The sequence below is a fragment of the Leptolyngbya sp. CCY15150 genome (genome assembly GCF_016888135.1).
Taxonomy (GTDB): domain Bacteria; phylum Cyanobacteriota; class Cyanobacteriia; order RECH01; family RECH01; genus RECH01.
In genome coordinates, this window is sequence record NZ_JACSWB010000302.1 from 36,275 (window position 1) to 61,982 (window position 25,708).

The 25,708-nt window shown below is 53.9% G+C and carries 23 protein-coding genes; 12 read left to right on the top strand and 11 right to left on the bottom strand.

Annotated features, from left to right (window positions below; genetic code table 11):
• Window positions 1-4: 4 nt before the first annotated feature.
• Entirely contained in the window at window positions 5-1,129 is a 1,125-nt protein-coding gene (locus JUJ53_RS24300; RefSeq protein ID WP_204154644.1) for an ABC transporter ATP-binding protein, read from the bottom strand.
• A gap of 300 nt (window positions 1,130-1,429) precedes the next feature.
• On the opposite strand from JUJ53_RS24300, the gene JUJ53_RS24305 reads away from it, so the two are divergent.
• Both JUJ53_RS24305 and JUJ53_RS24310 read left to right on the top strand, forming a co-directional pair.
• Window positions 1,430-3,037: an iron ABC transporter permease gene (locus tag JUJ53_RS24305; protein WP_204154663.1), complete on the top strand. Its 1,608-nt coding sequence runs from the start codon at window positions 1,430-1,432 to the stop codon at window positions 3,035-3,037.
• A 120-nt stretch (window positions 3,038-3,157) separates the two neighbouring features.
• Window positions 3,158-4,072 carry a hypothetical protein gene (locus JUJ53_RS24310; RefSeq protein WP_204154645.1) on the top strand — a complete coding sequence of 305 codons (915 nt, stop codon included), beginning with the start codon at window positions 3,158-3,160 and terminating at the stop codon, window positions 4,070-4,072.
• Between the two features lie 4 nt (window positions 4,073-4,076).
• Here JUJ53_RS24310 and JUJ53_RS24315 read toward each other — a convergent pair whose 3' ends face one another.
• Entirely contained in the window at window positions 4,077-4,970 is an 894-nt protein-coding gene (locus tag JUJ53_RS24315) for a DMT family transporter (RefSeq protein WP_204154646.1), read from the bottom strand.
• 27 nt (window positions 4,971-4,997) lie between these two features.
• The gene (locus JUJ53_RS24320) at window positions 4,998-6,542 is read right to left on the bottom strand and encodes an NAD(P)/FAD-dependent oxidoreductase (protein WP_204154647.1); all 1,545 of its coding nucleotides are present in this window, start codon (window positions 6,540-6,542) and stop codon (window positions 4,998-5,000) included.
• Between the two features lie 207 nt (window positions 6,543-6,749).
• Here JUJ53_RS24320 and JUJ53_RS24325 point away from each other — a divergent pair, with 207 nt between their 5' ends.
• The 4 genes from JUJ53_RS24325 to JUJ53_RS24340 all read left to right on the top strand — a co-directional run bounded on the left by JUJ53_RS24325 (window position 6,750) and on the right by JUJ53_RS24340 (window position 14,662).
• Window positions 6,750-6,941 (top strand): DUF2949 domain-containing protein, encoded by a 192-nt coding sequence (locus tag JUJ53_RS24325; RefSeq protein WP_204154648.1) that lies wholly within the window; start codon window positions 6,750-6,752, stop codon window positions 6,939-6,941.
• Between the two features lie 393 nt (window positions 6,942-7,334).
• Complete coding sequence (locus JUJ53_RS24330; protein WP_204154649.1) at window positions 7,335-9,209, top strand: CBS domain-containing protein; 1,875 nt, start codon at window positions 7,335-7,337, stop codon at window positions 9,207-9,209.
• Window positions 9,210-9,215: 6 nt separating this feature from the next.
• The gene (locus tag JUJ53_RS24335) at window positions 9,216-13,547 is read left to right on the top strand and encodes a PAS domain S-box protein (RefSeq protein WP_204154650.1); all 4,332 of its coding nucleotides are present in this window, start codon (window positions 9,216-9,218) and stop codon (window positions 13,545-13,547) included.
• Window positions 13,544-14,662, top strand: coding sequence for a hybrid sensor histidine kinase/response regulator (locus JUJ53_RS24340; protein WP_204154651.1), 1,119 nt, complete (start codon window positions 13,544-13,546; stop codon window positions 14,660-14,662). Before JUJ53_RS24335 ends, JUJ53_RS24340 begins: the two co-directional genes overlap by 4 nt.
• A 27-nt stretch (window positions 14,663-14,689) precedes the next feature.
• Here JUJ53_RS24340 and JUJ53_RS24345 read toward each other — a convergent pair whose 3' ends face one another.
• From JUJ53_RS24345 to JUJ53_RS24365, 5 genes are all read right to left on the bottom strand, one after another.
• Window positions 14,690-15,319, bottom strand: coding sequence for a LysE family translocator (locus tag JUJ53_RS24345; RefSeq protein ID WP_204154652.1), 630 nt, complete (start codon window positions 15,317-15,319; stop codon window positions 14,690-14,692).
• Window positions 15,320-15,605: 286 nt separating this feature from the next.
• Complete coding sequence (locus tag JUJ53_RS24350; protein WP_204154653.1) at window positions 15,606-16,250, bottom strand: Crp/Fnr family transcriptional regulator; 645 nt, start codon at window positions 16,248-16,250, stop codon at window positions 15,606-15,608.
• A 93-nt stretch (window positions 16,251-16,343) separates the two neighbouring features.
• Window positions 16,344-18,062: an ABC-ATPase domain-containing protein gene (locus JUJ53_RS24355; RefSeq protein ID WP_204154654.1), complete on the bottom strand. Its 1,719-nt coding sequence runs from the start codon at window positions 18,060-18,062 to the stop codon at window positions 16,344-16,346.
• A gap of 101 nt (window positions 18,063-18,163) precedes the next feature.
• Window positions 18,164-18,727 carry a glutathione S-transferase family protein gene (locus JUJ53_RS24360; protein ID WP_204154655.1) on the bottom strand — a complete coding sequence of 188 codons (564 nt, stop codon included), beginning with the start codon at window positions 18,725-18,727 and terminating at the stop codon, window positions 18,164-18,166.
• A gap of 11 nt (window positions 18,728-18,738) precedes the next feature.
• Window positions 18,739-19,206 (bottom strand): hypothetical protein, encoded by a 468-nt coding sequence (locus JUJ53_RS24365; protein ID WP_204154656.1) that lies wholly within the window; start codon window positions 19,204-19,206, stop codon window positions 18,739-18,741.
• Between the two features lie 849 nt (window positions 19,207-20,055).
• Between JUJ53_RS24365 and JUJ53_RS24370 the strand changes: the two genes are divergently transcribed.
• The 4 genes from JUJ53_RS24370 (at window position 20,056) to JUJ53_RS24385 (ending at window position 23,485) form a co-directional block, all read left to right on the top strand.
• Window positions 20,056-20,877 (top strand): tetratricopeptide repeat protein, encoded by an 822-nt coding sequence (locus tag JUJ53_RS24370; RefSeq protein ID WP_204154657.1) that lies wholly within the window; start codon window positions 20,056-20,058, stop codon window positions 20,875-20,877.
• Window positions 20,878-21,332: 455 nt separating this feature from the next.
• Window positions 21,333-21,875: a GNAT family N-acetyltransferase gene (locus tag JUJ53_RS24375; RefSeq protein ID WP_239125336.1), complete on the top strand. Its 543-nt coding sequence runs from the start codon at window positions 21,333-21,335 to the stop codon at window positions 21,873-21,875.
• 15 nt (window positions 21,876-21,890) lie between these two features.
• Window positions 21,891-22,436, top strand: coding sequence for a hypothetical protein (locus tag JUJ53_RS24380; RefSeq protein ID WP_204154658.1), 546 nt, complete (start codon window positions 21,891-21,893; stop codon window positions 22,434-22,436).
• A gap of 425 nt (window positions 22,437-22,861) precedes the next feature.
• Window positions 22,862-23,485, top strand: coding sequence for a Uma2 family endonuclease (locus JUJ53_RS24385; RefSeq protein WP_204154659.1), 624 nt, complete (start codon window positions 22,862-22,864; stop codon window positions 23,483-23,485).
• A 120-nt stretch (window positions 23,486-23,605) separates the two neighbouring features.
• Here the strand turns inward: JUJ53_RS24385 and JUJ53_RS24390 are convergent, their stop codons facing one another.
• The 3 genes from JUJ53_RS24390 to JUJ53_RS24905 all read right to left on the bottom strand — a co-directional run bounded on the left by JUJ53_RS24390 (window position 23,606) and on the right by JUJ53_RS24905 (window position 24,963).
• Complete coding sequence (locus JUJ53_RS24390; RefSeq protein WP_204154666.1) at window positions 23,606-24,172, bottom strand: hypothetical protein; 567 nt, start codon at window positions 24,170-24,172, stop codon at window positions 23,606-23,608.
• Window positions 24,173-24,292: 120 nt separating this feature from the next.
• Window positions 24,293-24,604, bottom strand: coding sequence for a helix-turn-helix domain-containing protein (locus JUJ53_RS24395; RefSeq protein WP_204154660.1), 312 nt, complete (start codon window positions 24,602-24,604; stop codon window positions 24,293-24,295).
• Window positions 24,601-24,963, bottom strand: a complete 363-nt coding sequence (locus JUJ53_RS24905) for a hypothetical protein (protein ID WP_239125337.1) — start codon at window positions 24,961-24,963, stop codon at window positions 24,601-24,603. Before JUJ53_RS24905 ends, JUJ53_RS24395 begins: the two co-directional genes overlap by 4 nt.
• A gap of 128 nt (window positions 24,964-25,091) precedes the next feature.
• On the opposite strand from JUJ53_RS24905, the gene JUJ53_RS24405 reads away from it, so the two are divergent.
• Together JUJ53_RS24405 and JUJ53_RS25310 are read left to right on the top strand one after the other, a co-directional pair.
• Window positions 25,092-25,250 (top strand): ribbon-helix-helix protein, CopG family, encoded by a 159-nt coding sequence (locus tag JUJ53_RS24405; protein WP_204154661.1) that lies wholly within the window; start codon window positions 25,092-25,094, stop codon window positions 25,248-25,250.
• Between the two features lie 44 nt (window positions 25,251-25,294).
• Window positions 25,295-25,420, top strand: a complete 126-nt coding sequence (locus JUJ53_RS25310) for a hypothetical protein (RefSeq protein WP_275415847.1) — start codon at window positions 25,295-25,297, stop codon at window positions 25,418-25,420.
• The last annotated feature ends 288 nt before the right edge of the window (window positions 25,421-25,708 follow it).

Below are 25,708 nucleotides of genomic sequence, written 5' to 3' on the forward strand. Positions count from 1 at the left end.
GCGTCTAGGTCAGTCTGTGAGGGTAGCCGTGCAGGTGGGTGGCCTGGGGCGTCACGCGAACCTTGGCACCTACCGTTAAATGCACCGGTGAAGAGGTTAGCACAGAAAGCGGCTGCCCGCTCGGTAGGGTGAGGCTATAGCGCTGCTCGCGTCCTAAGAACTGGCGATCGCTGATCACAATCGAGGAGGTTTCGTCCAGTTGGATCTGCACATCTTCTTGACGCAGCATCACATCAATGGCCGTTGGCGTCACATCTTGGAGTTGGTGAACCTCGACGGCGGTGAGGGGAAAGTCACCGATTTCCGTATGCCATAGATTGCCTTGCCGCTGGGCCGCGAGAAAGTTGGCTTGGGTGACAAAGTCTGCCACAAACCGCGATTGGGGATGCTGGTAAAGCTCTTCGGGCGTCCCCACCTGCTCTAGACAACCGTGGTGCATCACCCCCACCCGATCGGCCATAGACAGCGCCTCTTCTTGGTCATGGGTGACAAAAATGGCCGTGGTGCCAGCTTTTTTGAGGATGGCCCGCAGCTCTTGCCGCAGGCGCAGTCGCACTTGCACATCTAGGTTGCTCAACGGTTCATCCAGCAACACCAGCAAGGGACGGGGCGCGAGGGCGCGGGCTAGGGCCACCCGCTGCTGCTGCCCGCCCGATAGCTCATGGGGGTAGCGCTGCTCCATGCCATCAAGACCCACCAAGGCGATCGCTTCCACCACCCGCCGCCGCCGCTCCATTTTGGCCTTGCCTCGGGCGGTGGGTAGACCAAAGGCGATATTGTCAAACACGGTGAGATGGGGAAACAGCGCGTAGTCTTGAAACACCATGCCAATACCGCGACGTTCTGGCCCTTGCCAGCAGCCATCTCCCGACACCACCTGCCCAGCGATCGCCACCTGCCCGGCATCAGGATGCTCAAACCCGGCAATCAGACGTAGCAGAGTGGTTTTTCCACAGCCGGAAGGGCCCAGCAAGGCCAACAGTTCCCCCTGCTCCAACGTCAGGCTTACTGACTCCACCGCTGGATTGGCCAAACGTGGAAAATATTTGACGAGATCGTTAAGCTGGACAATGGCTGTTGATGACGTTGAGGCAGGATATAGCTGTTGGTGCTGGGACAAAGAAACCATAGCGCAGTTAATACTTGAATAATGGGAAGAGGAGGTCGTAGTCAGCAGGCAGCGATCGCTCAGGTGATCATGCGCCTAGAACAAGTGACCATGGCGTCCTAGGCGATCGCTGCCAAAAGCGCCCTATAGCCAGAACCACAATGACTGTAGGGGCATCTTGCTGTATAGTGTACAGTATTTTGAAAGTCATTCTCATTAAGCATAGCAAGTTATATCCTGGTGTCTTCTAAAACTTCATCTTCTTTTGACTTTTCCAATCTACTCAGATGGGTGAAAGCATTGCCATCTCAGGGGTGGACGATGGTAGTCATGGCGATCGCTCTCTTGATTTCCACACCGACCCTGGTGGTCTTGAGCAGTATCTTCACCCACACCGGAGACGTCTGGAGCCATCTTGTGGATACAGTGCTGTTGCGCTATGTTCTCAACTCCCTCTGGCTGATGATGGGCGTAGGGATTGGGGTTCTGGGGATCGGTGTGTCTACGGCTTGGCTGGTCACTCTCTGCCGCTTCCCTGGAGCCAAGCTGTTTGAGTGGGCGCTGCTGTTGCCCCTTGCAGCTCCGGCCTACCTGCTCGCCTACGCCTACACCGATGTGTTTGAATATTTTGGCCCAGTGCAAACGACGCTGCGTCTCTGGTTTGGCTGGTCGAGCACCAACGACTACTGGTTTCCCAACGTGCGATCGCTCTGGGGGGCGATCGTCATGCTCAGTTTGGTGCTCTATCCCTATGTCTATCTGCTGGCGCGGGTGGCTTTTCTCGATCAGGCCCTTTGTACGATGGAAGCCAGTCGCTCCCTAGGCCGAGGCCCATGGAAAAGTTTTTTCACCGTGGCGCTGCCCCTAGCTCGGCCAGCGATCGCCACCGGCGTTTCCCTCGCCCTCATGGAAACCCTCAACGATTTTGGCACCGTCCAGCACTTTGGGGTAGAAACCTTCACCACCGGCATCTATCGCACCTGGTTCAGCATGGGGGAACGCATTGCCGCGGCCCAGTTGGCCACCTGTCTGCTGCTGTTTGTGTTTGGGCTGATTTTGCTAGAGCGCTGGTCACGGCGGCAGGCCAGATATTACCAAACGGTGGGCCGCAACCAAACCCTCTCCACCTACCATCTGCGGGGCTGGCGATCGCTCCTGGCTATGACCATCTGTACGGTGCCGGTGCTGCTGGGCTTGGTGATCCCCGTCGGGCTGTTTACCAACATGACCCTGAACAACCTAGAACGCACGGTAAACCGCAATTTCTGGCAACTGTCGCAGCATAGCTTGATCTTGGCGACCCTAACGGCAGCGATCGCCATTGTGCTCTCGATGATCATGGCCTACGGGGTGCGGCTGAAGCCTAGCTGGGGTATGCGCTTTGGCACAAGACTGTCGGCCATGGGCTATGCCGTCCCTGGTTCGGTGATTGCCGTGGGTACGCTCATCCCCGTCGCTCGGTTTGATAACTGGCTGGATGCCCACATGCGATCGCTGTTTGACATCTCCACAGGACTGTTGCTAAGCGGCACCATCGCAGCCCTGATTTTTGCCTACCTGGTGCGCTTCTTGGCGGTCTCCTTTGGGGCTGTAGAATCCAGCTTAATTAAAATTAAGCCCACCCTAGATGATGCGTCCCGCAGTTTAGGACAAACGCCAAGTCGCACGTTGCTGAAAGTCCATGCGCCGCTGATGTCTGGGGGCTTACTGACGGGAATTATGCTGGTGTTTGTGGACGTGATGAAAGAGCTGCCCGCCACCATGGTGATCCGTCCGTTTAACTTCGACACCCTAGCGGTTTATGTGCATCGCTATGCGGCGGATGAACGGCTGGTGGAAGCCTCGGCCCCGGCGTTGGCCATTTTGCTGGTGGGACTGCTGCCGGTGATTGCTCTGAGTGTGCAAATTACCCGTTCTCGGGCTCGCTAATCCCCCTAGTTGCGTTGTGGGTGATGACCATTCCAGGATGTTTGTGGCAGACTGGTCAGAAATGGGAACAGATGTTGTCTATCTGACAGTGCTACTCCCATCTCGCTAGGATAGGGCACCATGAAACGAGTTCTGTCACGCTGGGGGCGCTTTGTCACAACGACCCTTTCGCGCACGCTATCCCACACAAGCCGCCTGACCGGCACGCTGCGCCAAAACAAGCGACGCGATCGCCGGGAGGTCTTTCTCCTCGAATCCTTGGAAACGGTGACCGCTGAGCGCGATCATCTGTTGGTGGAATGCGATCGCCTCACCCAGGAATGCGATCGCCTGCGGCAGGATGCGCGGGAGTTTGAGCAATATGCCGAACATGCCGATACGGAAAACCATCGCCTACGGCAAGATAATCAGCAACTTCGTCAAACTCAGGAGTTTGAACAGTATGCCGATGACGAAAACCAGCATTTGCGCCAAGATAATGAACAGCTCCGCCAAGAGTGCGATCGCCTCACGTCAGACTATAACGACCTGCAGCTCCAGGCTCTAGAGCAGGAGGAGCAGATCGAATCCCTCAAAGCGCTGCTCACCTACTATGAAGCCAACCTAGCCCATACGCCAGTTCCAGCAACGGAGTCTGAAACCGATCCTGCATCAGACCCGCCAGTGCTTGACCTGTCTGCCTACAGCGTGGCCCTAGTGGGTGGTCACTCCAATACCCGCCAAGGCGTTATTCAAACGTTATCCGATAGCTATGGTCTGAAGGTTAAAAACTGCGTTGAAATTCCGCCCTTTACAGAGGTCAGCACCAGTAGCAGTAAGGTGAAGGCCAAGATTAGCCGCTGTGATCTGATTGTGATTATCACCGGCTACATGGGCCATGGATTAACCAAAATTGTTCAAGATCTCAACAGTGCCGGAGCGCTGGCGGGCGAAATTCTCATGCTGGACTGTCGCGGCAAGAGCGGCGTGGTGCGGGAAATTGTCAACTATTTCCATCAAGCCGTAGAGGGCGATCGCTCCCCCCAAGGCACCTGATGGGTTAACGGGCCGCCAACAGCAGCCACACGCCGCCCAGAGCCACCACCATGCCCAGCAGCGCCCGAGGACTGACGCGATCGCCCATCCAAACCGCAATGGGAATGACAAATAGGGGACTGGTAGCCCCCAACGCTTGGGCAATGCCCGCAGCGGTAAACTTCAGGGCAACCTGCTGCAGCCAGATGGCTAGATAGGTGCCGAAGAAGGCAGTTACGGCGACAGTGAGAGCCAGCCGTCGCGATCGCCCCAGGGCTACCACCTCCCCCTGCTGTTGGCGCATTGCCACTAGGATCACCAGCACCAGCAAAGCTCCCACCAGCCGCAGGAAGGTACTCCACAGCGGATCAATCTCGCTGCCGGATAGAGCAGCCCGCGAGAGCACAGCGCCGCTAGCTTGGCTGAGAGCGGCCAAGAATCCAAACAGGATGCCCCGCCGAGGCCGGGCTTGAAACTGCGGTGTACTGGGGGTGCGCTCCACCACCACCCAGGACACACCGCCGACGGTGAGCATAATACCCAGCCAGGCGGCCAGGGGTAGATATTCTTGCAGAACCATCAGGGCAATGAGGGCGGCCATGGGGGGCGCGAGGGATTCCAGCAATAGCCCCCGCCTTGCCCCTAGACAGTTTAGGGAGGTGAAGAAAGCGGTATCCCCCAGACCAATGCCAATGCCGCCGCTCAGGAGCAGGAGGGCGATCGCCCAACCGGGCACATTGGGCCAGGTGCCGCGGCCGACGAGGGTCAAACCGACGAGGGTAATGGCTATCAGACCCTTGGACAGGTTCAGGGCCAAAGGCGACACCTGTTTGCCAAGGCTGGCGTAGATGGAGGAGGCCACGGCCCAGATCAGGGCGGCGGTGAGGGCGGCTAGTTCGCCAATTAAGGGGGTGAACAAGGCAGTTATGGATAGGGATGAAAGGGATTAGGAAGACAGACCAGCCAGCAGGTCAGCAGTCTGGGAGGATGATACTAGCGTATTGGCACAGAGAATACCAGAGGCGGCGACGGCGGGAATGCCAATGCCGGGAAGGGTGCTGTCGCCGACCCGGTACAGACCGGGAATTGTGGTGTGGGTGCTGGGAAACAGTCCTTGGTCGGCCGCGATCGCCGGCCCGTAGGTGCCCTGATGGCGACGCAGGAAGCGGGCGTGGGTGCGGGGGGTGCCGATTAGTTCCAGCACCAAGCGATCGCCCAGGTCGGGAATCACCCGCTCTAGGGCCCGGTAGAGCACCTGAGCCCGGTCTTGCTTGCGCTGGTTGTACTGATCTGGGGAAAGCGATCGCCAGGGCTCGTAGGATTCCAAAGTATAGGCATGGATGACGTGATGTCCGGCGGGGGCCAGGCTGGCATCCCACACCGAAGGAATCGAGATCATGCAGGTTTGCCCTGGCTGGGTGAGGTCTGGGCCGTCTTGCACCACCACGTGATGCCCCGTCAACGACTCTAGCCCCTGGCTACGAATCCCCAGATGCAGGTGCATAAAGCTATCGACGGCGGGAGTGTCCAGAGCCGCTTGCCGCACGGATTCCGGCACGGCATCCGAGGGCAGCAGGTGCCGGTAGGTATCCCAAATCGTGGCATTGGAAATCACCGTCCGAGCGCGAATCTCACCACCGCGTTTCAGCCCTACGCCAACAGCCCGTCCTTGCTGCACCAAAATCTCTTGCACATGGGTATTCAGCCGTAGCTCTCCCCCCCAGCGCTGCAACCCCCGCACCAGCGCCTGCACGATCGCCCCACTGCCGCCCTTGGGATAGTCTACCTGGGAGTGCGATCGCTCCCCTAGCATCACCGCCATCTCCGGCACAATTGTCCCGTGAGCTGGCAGACCCGACAGCAGAAAACATTCCAGATCAATCAATCGCCGCACCCAAGGATCGCGCACGGTGCGATCCATCACCTGGCCCACGGAGGATTGCAAAATTCCCAGATGGGGCAGAAGGTTCAGCACCGCGCCGGGGTAGCGACGGAGCAGAGTCAGCGCCAGACGCCAATCGGCCCGCAGGGCCAGGGTAGGAATCGGGCGCAGGGCTTGGTACAACGCCAGTAAGCGAGCTTCAAAAGCGGCAAATTCCTGGGCACCTTGGGGGGTGACGGCGGCCAGGGTGGCTCGATAGCGATCGCCATCCCCATAAATCGGCACCGTCCTATCGGGAAAATGATAATGCCCCAGAGGATCGTAGGCGATCGCCTCTAAGGATTCACCTAGCACATCCAAAACCTGACGGAGCGGATTGATGGAGGAGCGATCGCCCAGCCCACAGTAAAAAGACGGCCCCGAGTCAAACTGAAAGCCCTGGCGCTCAAAACTATGGGCTGCCCCACCGGCAATGCTGTGGCTTTCGCAAACCACCACCGACTTGCCGTAGCGAGCCAGCAGCGCCCCTGCCACTAGCCCACCAATGCCGCTGCCAATGATCACCACATCGTAGTCGCCATCTCGGTGTTGGAGGCGTTGTTCTGTCATGTACCTAGATCTCCATCGTCAGCTATTACGAAGTGTATCGCTGATGGGACGACTTGCAGGAAACATAGCGTGGTATCTATTGAGGCAACGGTTTCTATAGAAATATACGGAGATATAAAATTATTATTGGGACTAAAACCGTATCTTCCCTGTACTCCTGCGCCACAAACCTACCTATACTAACCTCAGACCTGCACGGCCCCTCCCATGAATCCCCTTCAATCCAAACTTATTCGCTTCCTCCAAGCTGACCTTGACCTTTCCGATGCAGCGATCGCCACTGCACTGCGACAATTGAATGGGCAACTTCCTCACCTATTGCCTATGGTGCTTTGGCAGTATGGTTTGGTGACCCTAGAACAGCTTGACAGTATTTTTGACTGGCTGGAAACGGCTTAGTGCAGGAACCGATGCGATGGGATGCACAAGCTAAGTTCTCTACGCTATAGTCATGAAGTGACATCATCCGTACGGTAACATCAGTTCGGGTTAAGGAGATTTTTCAACGTACTGCATGAAAGAATCAAGATCTTAGTCCACGAGAGAACGAGGCTTTCAGCTTATCCCAAACTCAAGTTACGGTAAATTCAAGGCCTTTAGGTGCAAAACCATGAGGGCATCATTGATGAGTGCGATGAATCATGGAATGTTATGAATCATGAACGCGCCTTTGAGACATCGAGCCTCAGAAATGTTTAAATAAATCACAACTTTTACTCAAACCATCGAGGTTTTTCCTAGATTACGCCTGGCTATAGTAGAAAAAACTTTTATTTATGACGAGACACCTTCATGTGTAGTCATCCGGTTAGCTGTGTCCATGCGAACTTAGCTGCGGCAACGGTTCAGAAACCGATCGTCGTATCACTTGACACTACGGTGCAGGCTGCGATCGCGGCTATGAGTGGGGTGCGCGCCCAGTGCAGTTCTGATCGCAGCCAATCCCCAGACAATACCCTGCACTTGGAGGCCCGTTCCAGTTGTGTGGTCGTCGTGGAGCAGGATCGGGTGGTGGGTATCTTAACCGAGCGAGACGTCGTGCGCCTCAGCGCTCAGCAGCACCCCTTGGATCAGTTGCCCATTGCCCAGGTGATGACCCAGCCGGTGATCACCCTACGGGAATCAGATCTGATAGATTTATTCACCACCATCAACCTGCTGCAACAGCATCGTATTCGCCATGTGCCCATCGTGGACGATCAGGATTGCCTGATTGGCCTCGTCACCCATGAAAGCCTACGACAACTGACCCGCCCTGTAGATTTACTGCGGTTGCGGCTGGTGCAAGAGGTGATGACCTCGTCAGTACTCTGTGCCTCACCTGACAGTTCCATGCTAGAAATTGCTCGCCTGATGACCGAGCGGCGGGTGAGTTCCGTGGTCATTACTGTCCCTGGCGGTAGTGCTGATGCCCCCTTTCACCGAGCCGTGGGGCTGCTCACCGAGCGTGATCTGGTTCAGTTCCAAGCCCTAGAGCTCAATTTACCCACAACCTTAGCCCGAGAGGTGATGAGTAGTCCGGTGTTTACCATCACGCCCACAGAATCTCTGTGGACGGTGCAAAAGGTGATGGAACAGCAGTGGATTCGCCGGGTCATTGTGGCTGGGGAGCAGGGAGAGTTGCTAGGTATCGTCACCCAAAGCAGCTTGCTGCAGGCTTTTAACCCGTTAGAGCTCTACAACCTAGCAGAGGTGCTAGAGAAAAAGGTAAACCGCTTAGAAGCAGAGCGGATTTCGCTGTTAGAAATTCGGGCGGCGGAGCTGGAGCGGCAGGTGGCAGAGCGCACCCAAACCATTCAGGTGCAGGCGGAGCGCGATCGCCTCATGGCCGGGTTATCCTCCCAAATCTTGGCATCCCTGGATGTGCAGGTGATTTTAGACACCACGGTGCGGCAGGTGCGGAGAATTTTAGGCTGCGATCGCGTCAACATCTGGCGGTTTGAGGCAGAGTGGGCCAACGTGGTAGTAGCCGAGTCCACCACGTCTGATCTCTCCCTGATAGGAGAACATATTAACGACACCTGCTTTCGGGAAACCCAAGCGGAGATCTATCGCCAAGGACGAATTCGGGTCGTGCCCGATATCTACGCCACCGAGATGTCGGACTGCCACCGCGACATGCTGACCCAGCTCCAGACCCGAGCCAAGATTTTGGTGCCCTTGTGCTGTGGAGATCAGCTATGGGGTCTGCTGAATGTGACCGAGATGCAGCCCCGCGACTGGCAACCGACGGAGGTTGAGTTTCTGCGATCGCTCTCCACACAATTGGCGATCGCCCTCCAGCAGGCCACTCGCCACCAACAGCTTCAGGACGAAATTCATGATCGCCAGCAAGCCGAACTGGAACTGGCCCGGCTCAATACCGAACTGGAAGCTCGGGTGGCTGAGCGCACCGCCGAACTGGAAGCCCGTGAAGCCCGCTACCGCGCCCTGATGGAGGGAGCCAGCGATGCCATTCTGCTAACCAATACCGAGGGATACCTGATTGAAGCCAACCAAACAGCAGCGGATCTGTTGGGATACGACCGCCACGAGTTGGTGGGAATGCACTTCACCCAGCTTCATCCCCCAGACACCTTGCCCACATTGACGCAAGCCTTTGAAGCTCTGATCAATCGGGAACACTCGGGAACCTTAAGCCTTGAGTTCCTGCGGCGAGGCGGTTGAATCCCTGTGGATTCAACCGCCTCCGTGATTAACGTAGGAGGAGAAACCATTGTCCAAGCCATCTTCCACGATATTCGCGATCGCAAGCACTACGAAGCCGCCCTACAAGAATCCCAACAATTTCTGCAAACTATCTTAGACACCGTGCCCATCTCGGTATTTTGGAAAGATCGAACCTCCAACTACCTCGGGGGCAACCAGCGCTTTCTCCAACATGCAGCCCTCAGTTCCGTTTCAGAATTGGTGGACAAAACCGACTTGGATCTACCCTGGGGCGCAACGGAAGCGGAAGACTATCGCGCCAACGATCGCGCCGTCATCGAAAGTGGCAAGGCTAAACTTGGCCTTATCGAAACTCAGTACCAACAGGATGGCACGATCATCTGGGTTGAAACCAACAAACTCCCCCTGCGTAATCTGGCCGGCGATGTTATTGGGGTTCTGGGCACCTATCAAGACATCACCGAACGTCACAACGCCAAAATTGCCTTACAACGCCAGTTGGCGTTAATCGAAGCCGCCGTGAATGGCATCGCCATCCTTGAAGATGGGCGTTACCTGTATCTCAACTCTTCCCATGCGGCATTGTTTGGCTATCCAAGTACGGAGGAACTGATCGGCCAGAGTTGGCGAATTATGTACTCTCCTGAGGAACTAGCACGGTTTGATCAGGACATTTTGCCTGTTTTAGATGAGCGGAAGTCCTGGCAGGGAGAAGTGATCGCAACTCGCAAAGATGGCACAACCTTCCCTGAGCAGTTGTCACTGACGATCGCGGCAGATAACCTCCTGATTTGTGTTTGTGAGGATATTAGCGATCGAAAACAGGCAGAACAGGCACTACGGGAGAGCGAACAGCGCTATGCCACGCTAGCTCAAGCGGCCCCTGTGGCCATTTTTCGCTTCGATCTTCAAGGACAATGCATCTACGTCAACGAGCGCTGGAGCGACATGACTGGCAAACCGATCGCCTTTGCCATGGGCGATCGCTGGCTAGAAACCATCCATCCTGATGATCGGGAGCGCAGCCAGACGGCAAGCCAGCAATGGTTGCAGTCCGGCGCGGCTATGCCATTTCAACATGAAGCTCGAATTTTGCGCGATGACGGCAGTATTGTCTGGTACTACTGTCAAATTGTTGTTGAAACCGATACGAACGGAAAACAGATTGGATACGTGGGCACGCTGACTGATATCAGCGATCGCCAAGCGGCAGAACTAGCTCTCAACGATAGCGAAATCCGTTTTCGGCGAGTGTTTGAGTCCAACGTAGTGGGAATGATGTTTACCGACTTTGGCGGTCAGGTCACAGATGCAAACGATCGCTTCCTAGACCTCATTGGCTACAGCCGGGCTGACTTAGAAGCCCATCGCATCAACTGGACACAGATCACCCCTCCAGAGTATGTGGAATCTGACCAGCGGGCGATCGCTCAGTTAATGCGCTATGGAGAGATCTTGCCTTGGGAGAAGGAGTATCTGCGTCCCGATGGTCGTCGCGTCGCGGTCTTGATCGGCGTCGCCTTGCTCTCTAAGCATGATGGTCGCTGTGTTTATGCTGTGGTGGACATTAGCGATCGCAAGCAATCAGAAAATGCCCTGCGGGAAAGTGAAGAAAAGTTTCGCCAACTTGCCGAAGTGGTCGATGCGGTCTTTTGGATTTTGCATCTGAATCGCGCTGATCGGGTCTACGTTAGCCCTGCCTACGAGCGGATTTGGGGTCGTCCCTGCACCGAACTCTACGTGACGCCTGATGCCTGGCTTGAAATGATTCATGCTGAAGACCAGGAGCGAGTGTTAGCGGCTATTCCCAAACAAATCCAAGGTACCTTCGACGAAGAATATCGAATTATTCGCCCCGATGGCATCCAGCGCTGGATTCATGATCGGGCCTTCCCCATCCGCAATGCCCAGGGCGAGATTTACCGTCTAGCCGGTATTGCTGAAGATATTACTGAGCGCAAATACAGTGAAGAAATTATTCGTCAGCAAGCAGCACGAGAAACCGTCCTGCGGGAGATCAGCCAGCGTATTCGCCAATCCCTCGACCTACAGACCATTTTTGACACCGCCTGTCAGGAAATTCGCACCTGCCTGCAAGCCGATCGGGTGGGCATTTTCAAGCTTGACCCCAACTCTGGCTACAACGACGGCGAATTTGTGGCGGAGTCGGTGGTCAACGGCTTCCCTTCCGTGGTGGCCATGCGGGTGCATGACCACTGCTTTGGTGAAAACTATGCCAGCCTCTATGCCCAAGGGCGCTACTACGTCGTAGACGACATCTACCGGAATGGCTTAGAGACCTGCCATACCAACATTTTGAGCGAGTTTCAGGTGCGGGCCAACTTGGTCATGCCCTTGCTCTGCAACGATCAGTTGTGGGGGCTACTGTGCATTCACCAATGCGACGGCCCTCGCCATTGGCACCAGCCTGAAATTGATCTAGGACAGCAACTGGCCAACCAGTTGGCGATCGCCATCCAGCAGGCCATTCTCTACAAGCAACTCCAGGCCGAATTGCAGGAACGCCAGCGAGCAGAGGCCACTATCACCCAGCAACTGCGGCAGCAAACGGCCCTAGAGCTGATTCTGCAACAGATTCGGCAGTCCCTGAATTTGCCAGAACTGTTGGCGATCGCTACCCAGCAGGTGCAGGAACTGCTGGGTAGCGATCGGGTGATCGTGTTTCAGGTTTGCCACGATGACCACAGCCAGATCGTTGAGGAGGCCGTTGCCCCCGACTTGCCCCGCCTTAAATCTATGCACTGGGGGGATGAAGTCTGGTCTCCAGAGATTCTAGAACACTACTGGCAGGGACAGCCCCGGATTGTGCCAGACGTGATGGACGACATCTGGACAGGTTGTTTGGTGGACTATTCCCAGACCGGACAGATCCAGTCCAAAATTGTCGCCCCAATTCTCCAAGAACTGCACGATTCCGAAGTCCATCGCTGGGTGTCTCCCGAGAGCAACAATAAACTGTGGGGAGTGCTAGTGGTTCATGCCTGCCATACCCGGCGGGTCTGGCATCAAGACGAGGCCCAGCTTTTGCAGCAAATTGCCAACCAACTAGCGATCGCCATCCAGCAATCCCATCTGTTTGAGCAGTTGCAGCAAGAACTCACCGAGCGCCAGTTGACCCAACAGCAGCTCACCGAACGTAACCAGGAACTGCTCCGTGCCACCCGCCTCAAGGATGAATTCTTGGCCAACATGAGCCACGAACTTCGTACCCCGCTCAATGCCATTCTGGGTATGTCTGAAGGCTTGCAGGATGATGTTTTTGGCCCGGTAAATGCAGAACAAATTAGAGCATTGCAAACCATCGAGCGTAGCGGCCTGCATCTCCTAGAGTTGATCAACGACATTTTGGACGTTGCCAAGATTGAGGCTGGACAAGTTGAACTAGACTGTCAACCTACAGCGATCGCTAACCTCTGCCAATCCAGCTTGTCCTTCATCAAACAGCAAGCGCTCAACAAGCGTATCCAACTAGCGGTTAACTTACCTTTAAGCCTGCCGGATATTATCCTAGATGAACGGCGCATCCGCCAAGTGTTGATCAACCTGCTCAATAACGCCGTCAAATTTACCCCTGAGGGTGGACGTATTACCCTAGAGGTTTCTCACTGGTCTCACAGTCGAGAGGATGAATCTCAGACGTATCTTCGTTTTTCAATTAGCGACACCGGGATCGGCATTAGCCCGGATGATATCCAGAAACTCTTCCAACCCTTTGTGCAAATTGATAGCGCCCTCAACCGCAGATATCAAGGTACAGGATTGGGGCTAGCGCTAGTGAAGCAGATCGTTGATCTTCACCATGGGCAGGTTAGGCTCACCAGTGAGCTGGGCGTTGGCAGTTGCTTTACAGTTGATTTACCCTACCTATCGGCCTCATGTGACGGAAGTACCATTGACCCAGATCCACCTGCCCCATCTTCCATGGTGCATTCATCCCCGCTGATTCTCCTAGCGGAGGATAATGAAGCGAATATTAGAACCATTGCAAGTTATCTGCGTGCCAAGGGGTATCAACTCATATTAGCTAGAAATGGACAGGAGGCCATTGCTCTGGCTCAGTCTGAATGCCCTAATATTATCTTGATGGATATTCAGATGCCAGAAATGGATGGATTAGAGGCTATGCAGACCATTCGTCGCTATCCCCAGCTAACAGAGGTGCCGATCATTGCCCTGACCTCCCTAGCCATGGAAGGCGATCGCGATCGCTGCATAGCCGCCGGAGCCAATGACTACTTGAGTAAACCTGTCAAACTCAAACAGTTACTCATGGCTATCCAAAACCAGTTGAACCTAGGAAAGGAGCCATCATGAAACCAGTATCTATCTTAGTTGTTGATGATGAAGCTGACAATTTTGATGTCGTTGAAACGCTTTTAAGTCATCCACTTTATGAAGAATTCCAGGCCGAATGCTATCAATTACATTATGCAGATAGTGGACAAGAGGCGATCGCCCTCTTAGGGATATGTAAACCAGATCTGATTTTACTGGATGTGATGATGCCAGAGATGGATGGTATCGAAGTCTGTCGATACATCAAATCCCAAAAACAATGGCAGGCCGTCCCGATTATTATGGTGACGGCCCTCAACTCTAAAGCAGATCTAGCTCGTTGTTTATCGGCGGGAGCAGATGATTTCATTAGTAAACCCGTCAACAGTACTGAGCTGCAGGCCCGGGTGCATTCTATGCTGCGCATTAAGCATCAGCATGATGATTTACAGAATCTGCTAGAACTCCGCGAAGATATGGTTAAAATGATTATCCATGATCTACGTAATCCTCTCAGCAGCGTCATCCTAGGCATTGATATATTAAAAAATATTGACTGTTCACCCGAGAAGCTGCACAAGCGTCTAGATGATATCTACGAGTCAGCTTTATCTCTTCAGAGGTTGATTGATGATCTCTTACACATGTCGTTGTTAGAGTCTGGCGTTATCCGCCTCAATTATCAAGAGGTTGACCTCGGTGAGCTAGTTCAGTCTGTCATCCAAAACTTTGAAGCGATCGCCTGCCAAAAACGACTGACTATTTTGGGGCAAGTATCCAACGCACCCAAGCAACCCGTCTCCATCGATCGCAACATGATCCATCGAATGCTGGATAACCTGCTGTCCAATGCCATTAAGTTCTCACCTATGGATGGTGAGATCCAGATGACGGTAGTCTCTTGGGACGACGCTTGTAAGATTCAGGTGATCGACTCTGGGCCAGGCGTCTCCGAGACCCTTCAGGATCGGATCTTTGAAAAGTATGAAGTTGGCACGCTTATGGATCATGTAGATCAAATTGGCTTAGGGCTAGCTTTTTGTAAGATGGTCGTGGAAGCCCATGGCGGTACTATTGGCGTGCAGTCAGCGCCATCAGCAGGCACGGTTTTTGAAGTCATTCTTCCCACGGAAGCATCCATGGCGATCGCCTGATTGCCATAGCGTTCCCAGCGACACCATCTAAACCCGAGCTGTCGCCACTAACACGATACCGACAGCTATCATGACACTGCCCGCTAGCCAGTTGAGCGATCGCCTCACCTTCACACTCACCAGCAATCTAGCCCTATCTGCCAGAATGGCATAACCCAGTTTCACCCCGCCCACCGACAGAATTGCCGTAGCAATAATGATGCCAGCGTCTACATAGGAAACCTTCGATAGATCAAGAAAAGCTGGGAAGAAACCCAAATAGAAGAAAATCGCCTTCTGATCCGCCAAGGTAATCAGCAGTCCCGTCAAAAAGCTAGATAAGTGCGATGACGGAATTGCCTCCCCAAGCTCTAGACTGACAGGCTTTGATCGGAATAGCTGAACTCCTATCAAAATCAGATAAGCAGCTCCCAGATATTTGATCAGAACAAAGAACGGGCCTATTGCCTCGATCAGCAGAGATAAGCCTAAAATGGCAATCAATATAAAAATAACATCACCTAGCACAACCCCAAGCGCCGTCAATGCTCCGTGAATCAATCCAGAGGTGGCGGCTCGGGTCGAAACGGCTAAGACACTGACACTAGGAATCGATGCCAAGACGACCATAGCGCCAAACAGAGCCAGGACATTGCCCAGGGTGATAGTGCTTTGCATGATTGGGATAGGATGATGGAATCATGAACCTGAGCCCAAGCTACCATAATACGTAGGTGAACTCAATGAAATGAAGCTATATTGCCGGGTTTCAGCTTCGCTCAATCCTCTTCTCATCAGCACAACGGTACGTTACGGCTTTGCCTAACAGATCCCTACGTCGCAGCTTATTTAACACTATTGGATAAATATCCATAAAAAAGAGGGGCGAGGAGCTGTAGTCCTCGTCGCACCTCATAGCCCAACCTGATAGTTTTACTGAAAAATCTGAAAAATCTGAATATTCTTACCTAGACTCTTGAGATAAAAGGGGACTACATACAACTAGATGGCGCTGTCGATCGATCATGATCCAACCTTCCTCTCGCAGTTGGGTGAGCAGGCGCGTCACGGTTACCCGAGTGGTGCCAATAGCATTGGCAAGCTGTTGATGGGTGAGCCGCACACCCACGCGAGTTCCTGCTTCACAGGGCTGCCCCACTTGCTGGGTCAACAATAGGATCAAATGACGTAGGCGATCTTCGACCCGACGATAGCCCACCATAGCTAGGATCGCCTCGGTTTGCTGGAGACGCCGAGCTACATGGCGGAAGATACCTTGCGCAAGGGCGGGAGATTGCTCAACCTCAGCCAAGGTCAGACGCATGAGATCTACATCCGATAGGGCGATCGCTTGATAGGGGCGAATGAGGGTGAGCGGCAAGCCAAAGGGCATAGATGAGCAAGCCAACCCCAGCAGCGACTCGTCACCGCTATCGTAGAGCGTTCCTAACTGAACCACTCCACGGCAGACCACCCAGATTTCATCTGGCTTCATGTCAATGGTCTGACCGCTGGTGTAAGGGTATAGACTTCGTCCCTGATAGAGTTCTTCAAGCAACTGACGCAGGTCAGCTTGGAGCGGCGCTTCTAGAACCGGGGAATGAAGCATAGTAACTATAATCTCGAAACGCTGGCTTCACTATAGAAGGCTCGATTAAAGGGTAGGTAATTGTAAGGTTGGGGTTTGGTTAAGGTTTGGCAATCATCGGCGATCGCCCTCGTCAATATGAAGCGATCGCAGGCGATTCAGGGCGGCAGCAAAGTCTAGCGGGCGCACCATGGCGCAATCACCGCTAGGATAGCCCGTGAGCACATCAAAGCCCTGGGCTTGAATCCGGTCAATCCAGTCCTGGACAACAGCGGCGAGACTGGCGCGGGGCGAGGTGTCATGGAGGGCAGCGATCGCTAGGCCGATGGTGCGCAGTTGGGCTGGATCGACCAATTGCTCAACCGCTGATAGATCAATGGTTTCAGGGCCAATCTGGATCTCATCTAGATCGCGAACGGTTACCTTGATGCGGCGATCGTCCCGTCCGCCTAGCCCTTGAACCCTGGGCACCCTGGGCGTCAGTACCCCAAAGTGCTGCCCACCCTCCGGCCTGCGCTGGCTTGCATACTCTTGAGCGATCGCCCTGGCCTGTTGGGTCACCTCTTGGGGCACATACTGCGTCATTGCGATCACCGTATCCGCCACATCAAAGTAATCGCCACTGCCGCCCATCACCAAAAGGGTGGAGACACCGTAGTCTTGATAGAGCTGGCGAATTTTGTCTAGAAAGGGCGTAATGGGCTCCTGATCCTTGGCAATCAGCGCCTGCATCCGGCGATCGCGAATCATAAAATTCGTGGCGGAGGTATCTTCATCCACCAAGAGCGTATGGGCTCCCGCCTGCACCGCTTCAATCGTATTAGCAGCTTGGGAGGTGCTACCGCTAGCATTGTCGCTGGAAAAGTGCTGGGTCGATCGCCCTTGGGGAAGATGGTTAATAAACGGAGAAATGTTGACCCGGACGATGCTACGGCCATCCTCAGCCCGAATCTTCATCGCAGTGGGCTCCGTCACCACCCGCTCTCGGCCGTCCCCAGGAATGTGGTTATACACTCCCGTGGCGATCGCATTCAGCAGCGTTGATTTGCCATGGTAGCCGCCCCCCACAATCAGACTAATGCCTTGGGGAATGCCCATACCGGTGACCGGGCCGCGATTGGGACAGGTGAGCTCTACCCGCAGAGAGGGTGGCGACTGAAATGGAATAGAATCCACATCTAAAGGGCGATCGTCGATCCCGCTGCGGCGCGGCAGGATAGCACCATCGGCAATAAACGCCACCAGCCCCCGCTCCTTCAGGTGCGATCGCAGAGCGTCGGCATCTTCCACCGTTTCCACATGCTGCCGCATCTGATCGGCATCCAGCACGTCATAACGCAGCGATCGTGCCACCAGCTTGGGAATATCGTCACAGAGCAACGCCGCCGCCTGCCGTCCCAAAATGCTGCGCCCCTGAGCCGGCAATCCCACCACAAACCGCACTTCAATCTGGTGATCATCCAGCAACACCGCATTGCGATCGAGCACCTGTTGCACCGGCGCAGCCATTGATATCAACCCACTTTTGCCACTGCCCCGCTGCGATCGCCCTTGATGAGCGGCGCGATAGACCTGGCGATGGAGATAGTCGCGCAATGCTAGGTGGCGGCTAGGCGATCGCATTAAATCGGCAGGAAAACCAGCTCCGTGAGTCCCCTGCTGGGGCACCTGCACCCGCACCCGACTAGGCGCGGCAAAGGGATCGCCTTGCACATGGTCGATGATCAGGGTAAAGCCTGGGAACGTGTAGGTACCCTGGAGTTGCTTATAGGCTTTGTAGCTCTGACGATCGAGGTTGAGTAGGGTTTGAGAGAGATGGTGATGGGTGCTCATAGCTCAGAAACGATCAGCCGACCTGGCGTTCCCTTCGGCTTCGCTCAGGGAACGCTGGAGTCCTACTACAGGGGCAAGTTCAGGGTGAAATTGCTACCTGCCTAGGATACGGGCGATCGCGCTCCGAGAGAACGCTGAAAGGCAGGGCGCTGCATCAAGGTGTTGAGATAGGTTTGCAGAACCGGATAGTCATCATACCCAATCTTTAACATCATGGGCACATAGGCCAAGTAAGAACCCACCGCCACATCCGCCGCCGTGAAGCGATCGCCCAACACAAAGGGCTGCTGTTCCAACACCCGGCTGAGGGTACCAAACAGATTGGGCATCTCCCGTTCTCGGCTAGATTCAATGAAGATCCCTGGCCCGAACGTAGCGTTGGCAAACAGCGACCATTGGGCTAGGAGGGCTCGTTCTTCAAGCGTTTGAGCCCCGCCATAGCGCTCTGCTAGATAGAGCAAAATTGCGCCCGACTCCCAGAGAACAACGGTGCCGTCCACAATGGCAGGCACCTTCCCAAAGGGATTGATCGCCAAGAAATCTGCCTGGCGATGTTCTTTAGCCTGCAAATCGAGCAGGATGAACTCGTAGGGAACCTCTAGCTCCTCCAAATACCACTGCACAATCGACGCTCGACTGCGAGCAGCGCCATAAAGCTTCAACATCCTGACCCTTCCTACAGCTTCTGGTGGGTGTAGGCATGTTGCTTCACATTGTCTTCCGTTTTGACAATGCGCTCAGAGTTCAAAACCCGTTTCCGCTCGGTGGAATGGTTGAGATCTCGGAAAGCCGTGCCCACGGGGATATGCTGGCTAGCTTCAGGGCGAACTTTGTAGGTGCGGGCAGCAGCGATCGCCCGTTCCATAAACTGATCGCAAAGCTGCACATGCTCAGCCGCATCGGGAATCGACGTCAGGTATCCCTGGTCATTCATAATTGTGCCTACCGTGGTACCGAAGGCCACGTCGTAGGAGGTGGGAATACCTTTGAGGACAGCTTCCAGGGCAGCAGAGGGAATAGGTTCGGCCACTTGCACCGGATGCATTTCACCATCATCTCGGAGGAAGCAGGCAGCTAGACCAATGACAATGTAGTCATCGGCGGTGAGATCGGGAGCGTTGGCTAAGAGGGATGCTGAGGTCATAGGTTCGAGATTAAACAACTAGCAAACAGGGATCAAACTAGATCTATCGATCTCAAGTAGTTAAGATCTTAGGTAGAACAGATGGTACAGAACTCTTAGGTCTTGATAAAGCAATGAGAGTCAGATAAACTATGGGCGATCGCCCTTGCTGATCTCTGCGCTACTATCGAGTCGTACACTCATCTGGCATAGAGTTGGACTACCAGCCCCAACTGCCTTAGCATTCTATAGCGATCGCCCGCCGCTTGGCCTAGCACCGTTACAAAACGCAGAAGCCCTGCTGCAGTCACCCACCTCTCGTCTCATTCCAGGGGAGCGATCGACAAGGTCTGATCTACCCCATGAGCGCCTGGCAAGAAGAGAACTTCCTCCCCCTGTAACCCATGGACAGCATGAGGCTAGGATGAATTTTCATCAAAATCCTTCACCAAGACTTCACATATTCACAAGTCGTTAAAAAAGTTCAGAGAATTTACGGAGACGTCTTAACGCCTAGAGTTTTGCCATGAAATTCGAGATTTGATGCCTCAAACCAATAGGGGATCAAATGTATAGACCCATGGGCCAGATCGTAAAACTGTCCTTTGAAGGATCAGGATGATTTTTAGCCCAATTAGCGCCAAATATAGTTCCGTAGTTTCAACCTCACATTTCTCCTTCAGACAAATTATTAAGTGACATAAGGGTGTGTGTATCAAACCGATGAGTATCTGACATTGGTAAAAGCAAGTGTTCCTTACGTCGGCAGCCTACCGTGAACATCCAAGCACGCTGACCTAAGTGCATGCCATCAGATTCAGGTTTCTCGTGATCGTGACTCTGTCGAGTTGTACACACTGTGAGGATACGATGAAAGCTTATTTCTCTGGAGGTCACTGGGACAAAGTTGGAGCGTTTGTGGATCAATCGCCCGTCTCTCCAACCACCCAGTCTAGACCCGCACCACTACGCTTAGTCCACCGAGTTCATCGGCGCTGGCGGCCAGCCCAGTCTTCGGCCTATCCTGCGGCGAAACTACGACGCACTGCCCCACAGCTCTTTTCTAGCCTAGATGAGCAGGACAACGCTGCTCTGCGCCAGTTTGCGCTGTCAGAGGCGCGGAATGGACAATATGAAACAGCCATTGCATCGTTCGATATTTTACTTGATCACAACCCTCTAAGTGCCGTGGACTACAACAACCGAGGGTTAGTATATTTTCAAATGGGTCAACCCACCAGAGCGATCGCTGATTACAACCGCGCTCTGTCTCTTAATCCTAATTTAGATAGTGCTTACAACAATCGCGCCAACTACCATGCGGCCCGTGGAGAAGTACTCGAAGCCATCCTAGACTACGATTTATCCATTGAGCTCAACCCAACCAATATCCGCGCTTGGATCAACCAAGGCATCACCTTCCGCGATATGGGGATGTATGAACATGCTCTGGAAAACTTCGACGTGGCGCTGCACCTAGTGGAGCCGGGTAGCTGCCTACAGGGGCATGTCTATGCAGAACGGGGACGGGTTCAGCACCTGAATGGTGACTGGAACTGCGCGGTGGCAGACTATAACAAGGCGATCGCTTATTTACCTCAGCCTATCCCGCCATTTAACACCACCTCGATTCGCCTGCGGGTTCAGGTTGAAGTGTGGCTCGATGATCTGCTGTCGCCTTTGCAGTCCTAGTTCCTCGTTGGAGACAGCTAGTATGGAAGGTAAATGAAGATTTGCAGGTTAAGGAACGAATTCGAGTAAACCAAATCTGGGTATAAACATCTTGCTCAGCCCGATTCGAGGCAAAACGGTGAAGTCGTTAGCGTTGCTGATGTTTGAGATGAATCCATTTCTGAACAGCCCATGATGCAACGGTTGGTTCAGTGAATTCATCCCTCATCATCTAGTGGTCAAAAATAGGCTGAGTCAAATGGAATAGTGTAGGTAAACAAGGTTTTGTCTCTCCTTTTTGAAAGCGGGTGATGGGACTCGAACCCACGATATTCAGCTTGGGAAGCTGACACATTTCCTTGATATACAAGGCTTTTAGGTAAGGATTTTTAGGCTCATACCAATTCTATACCAGTTTTCAGTCTGGTGTTGAGGACATTCATTGATAAGCTTTAGGGCATTCCTAGGTGATGCTCATGAACCGTCCACTTCGATTAACAAAACCCCCAGATGACATCGTCACGGCGACAATAGGCCTATTAACTCAGGAGCACACCGGGCAAATCGAGAACATCTGGGAAGGCATTCTGCGGGAGACAGAGCAGCCTGACGCTAGTTGGGACTGGGCCTATAAGTTACGACTAGCTGTCAATGATGATCGCTATGAAGCTTACGGCATCGAGTTTGAGGCGCTACTTCAAGGCGTCATCTTGCTCGAAACGCAATGGCACCGCTCCTGGTTGCCGCAACGGTTTCCTCTGGTCTATGTTGAATACTTAGCCTCTGCGCCGTGGAATCGCCGGTTACTCGAAGATCCTCCCTATCTGATTGGGGTCGGACGGGCACTCGTACTCTTTGCCCGTCAGCGCAGTGTGGAGTTAGGTTATGGTGGTCGCATCGGTCTACATGCGCTGCCGGGTGCGGAAGCTTTCTATCGACGTTACAATATGCCGGACTATGGCCCTGACCGGGACAAAGATGGGTTGGTATACTTTGAGTACGCCGCTTTAACGCTCTAACTCATCCAATCGCTTATGAATGATGCAATCCTAGCCGAGCAACTGAGAAAAACGGGCAACCTGATGGACTTGCTCAATGACGAGGCTTGGGTTCGGGAAGCAGATACCGATCGCGCCAGTGAGGAAGGGACGGTTGAGGCTGGGCTGGGTCTACAGCCTTATGTGGAGTTACTCAAGGATGCTTCGCCAGAAGCTCTGCAGCGGCAGCGGTGGTATGTGCGAGTGCTATCCATCTTGTTACCAGAGTTGAAGGGATGGTTAGAGTCGTGGCAGCTCGGGCGGAGTCTAGAGGCTGTCTACATGGAGGCGCAAAAATGCTTATATGGTCATCTGAGGCATCTCACCCCCGAACAAACGGTCTGGATTGAGGTGCTGTTGGCAGAGGAAGAGCAGGCGTTACCCAACGAGCAGAAGGTGATTCGGGCTGAGGCGATCGCTATGATTGCCCAGATGTTCACTACAGAGGACTGGCAGGCGATCGCGAATGCTGCTGCTCAAACAATGGCGAATGATATTCTACGAATAGGACAAGGATCAGTAGTTCTCGTTGCCACTCTCTGAGTCAAGGCCATTTGGTTTAGTACTTTCATCCGGTATGCCCGGCGATGGGGATGAGCAAGCCAGAGATATCGCTTTGTTTAGGGCAGTGGTTGCCTTTACCTTGTTGACAAACTAAGACGAGATCTTAGCCCGATACTGATAATCCACATGGCTGGTTCTCTAGGTGTTGAGATGTTGGCGTTATCGCCCAGGCTGCCCCAAATGAATCACCAATAGACCGGGGATCAGCGGACTAAATATCCTCCCAGGACTTACGCAAGGCAAGCAACCGGCGATCCCAATGGTTCTTGCGTAAGTCCTGACCCAGTTGTAGCAGGGATGGCGAAGCTGGAAGGTAAAGCGATCTTGCTTTGCATCAGGCGATCGCGATAGACTGAGCAAAGGTAACGTTCGCCCATCACTCCCATAGGGCAACCAAAGCCACCATGGCACTCGCAAGTGATCGACCCACACAATCCCTTTCCCTGAGCTTTGACGACTTTCTCGCTCAGTATGGCGATGACAGTCGCTACGAACTCATTGACGGAGAACTGTTTGACTTGGAACCGACGGGGCCTCATGAGGAAGTGGCGGCGGCGATCGCCCGCTGGCTCAATTACGACATCGTGCAGCAAGGGGCCGATTACTTCATCCCCCATCGCTGCTTAATCAAACCCCTGGCCAACCAGACCGGGTTTCGCCCCGATGTGATCGTCCTAGACCGAGCCGCCCTGCCTCAAGAGCCGCTGTGGGCCAGCCAACCCGTTGTCACCCTTGGCAGCACCATCAAATTTGTGGCGGAGGTCGTCAGCAGCAACTGGCAAAACGACTATGCCCGTAAACTTGAAGACTACGCCCTACTGGGCATTCCAGAATACTGGATTGCTGACTATCAAGGGCTAGGCGGCGAGTTCTTTATTGGTCGGCCTAAACAACCTACATTAACCCTCTGTACTTTGAATGCAGAGGGGCGTTACGACCGGCAATTGCTGCGCGGCGATCAGCGCATTACGTCTTTTGTCTTTCCCAACTTGAACCTGACCGCCAAAACCATCCTTGGGGTTGGATGAGATGGATTCCTAGTCGTTATGGGTGAATGCCAGCATTCAGCGGTCTCGGACAGTAGCACCAACAACCCCGGTACTGCAGCTGGTGGCAACAGTTACTGCTCAGCTGTAATGCAAACGCGATTACCCATAACTTTCAAGCAAACCCCTCCCCCTCGTGAGCGAAGCAGGAGCTGGAGCTGGATCAAATACAACGATGTACTGAGCTGAGGAACTCAGCCGCCCCAGGGCTTTCAAATGGGCATCCGCATCATTGCGACGCCGAAATCGAGCAAGGGTGCGCCGCTGCATGTGGGGAAGGAGTTGAACAACACACCAGGGATGGAGCAGTTGGTTGTAGGCTGTAGGAGCTTCCACCTCGTAGGCTGCCGATGAAACGTCTTGTGGGCTTTCCAAACGGTAAGTTTCTTGACCCCTAACAACCTCATTTGAGCAAGCCTGGACGCTCTCCCCAGCACTGTCAACGCTAGGGCTCAACGCCCGCTCAATCTTGCCTAACAGTTCAGACGCCTCTCGATCCGGAGGATGCAGCGCCCAGGCGTTGATGGGTGCAGGCTGAAAAGTCAGTCGGTAGGTTTTACCGCCTCTACTGTGAACGAGCCAAACGGCCTGCCGAGGCAGCTTTTGTAGGCGATAGGAGCCTTGCCCTGGCTCTGCCAGCGCTGCTCGAATGCGTTTGATATCGGCCATAACTCGTTGCCCTTGGCTCACGCGACTGTCCTTCCCGATACGTCAATGCGGTGCAGTTGATGCCACCCTAGCCAAGAGCGATTCGCCAAAACAGAGCACGGTGATATTGACAATGTTGGGTTAGGTGTGATCGTCTTCCTGCTCAGTGGCGCAGAGAGCCTGCCGAAGGTCTGCCGGAATCTGGTCAAAGTTGTCGAGCAAAAAATCCATTAGGGCCAGATGGCGCAGGTCAACTGGGGTGGGGCGACGATAGCTGCGGCCCTTACGAAACCAGCCCCGCACCGTCGAGACCGAGCGGGAGCAGATTGCCGCCATGTCTTCCTGGCTCACCTGCCACTTGGCGTAAAATCGCTGGGGCGTCATACCCAGTTGGCAGTAGCTGTACCGGTCAATCAGATGCTGCTCGCGGGGAGAAAGGGGGCGGGGATTCATTGGGCAGCCTCCTGATCAAAGGGTTCGAGGTCGTCTTCCCAGGCGATGTCGGCTCTGACCCAGGCGGCACTGGGGGAAGCAGGATCGAGCCAGATCAGGTAGCACCATTGCCAGCAGCGACAGTGGGGGGCATAGCTGTAGCACCGGCCCATGACCAGGCCCCAATCAGTCGCGTTGCCCTGGGGAATCCAGCGGAGGCGATCGCCCAGGTGAAAGCGCGGCATTTCAACCTGGGGGAAAGCAGCAGGTAAATCAGGGGCTGACGGGAGGTGCAGATGGCCAGGATCAAGGGCACACCCGAAGGTTCGATGGATGACCTGAAGCGGGCGCGATCGCTTGTGTGGGAAAGATTGAGCCATCGGGAAGACACCTTTTGAACGAGCAACCGTGATTTCTCAAGACCAGTCTAATCCACTCTAATCTAGAGTAGATTACCCTTGTTCGCAACACTTCACTTAGGCTTGCTCTAGAGCTAAATAGAGCGGCTATGACTACCCAGAAGCGACAAACCAGTATTTACCTACCAGACCCCATGAGAGAGGCCATTCAAGCGATCGCAGAAAGAGAGCAGCGATCGTTTACGTTTGTGGTGGAAATGCTGTTGAGGGAGGCTTTAGAAGCAAGGGATACCGGGAAGAAGGGGTAGGGGAGCCTAGCTAGATGTGTCTCCCAATTCAGCAACACCTTCTAATGCAACCGTTTCGTGATTGGGTTGACCATTACGTGGATGACGTCATGGAAACCGGCTGTGGTTTGCACAACTTCCGCCTGACCCATCGAGCCAAGCAACAGAATTCTCTGACAGAAGCCGCTTAATTCCAAACAACTACGGGTGAAGTTGACTTGCAGCTGCTTCTCTCCTATTTCCGATAAGGTCTGATGTCTAGACATCCAGATGTTTAAGTATCCCGTCTCCCAATCATCTGATATTCTCACAACATCGTTCAGGAGTTGAGGCAGTGATCATAACTGTCGTCAATTCTTAGAATGAAACTAACTTAATCAATGGCGTTGCGCAATCAAGAATGATTTAAGTGAATACTGGAATCTGACGATGCTTGAGATAGTAGATGAGTAACCGGACTGATGTCGTTAGCATGTCAA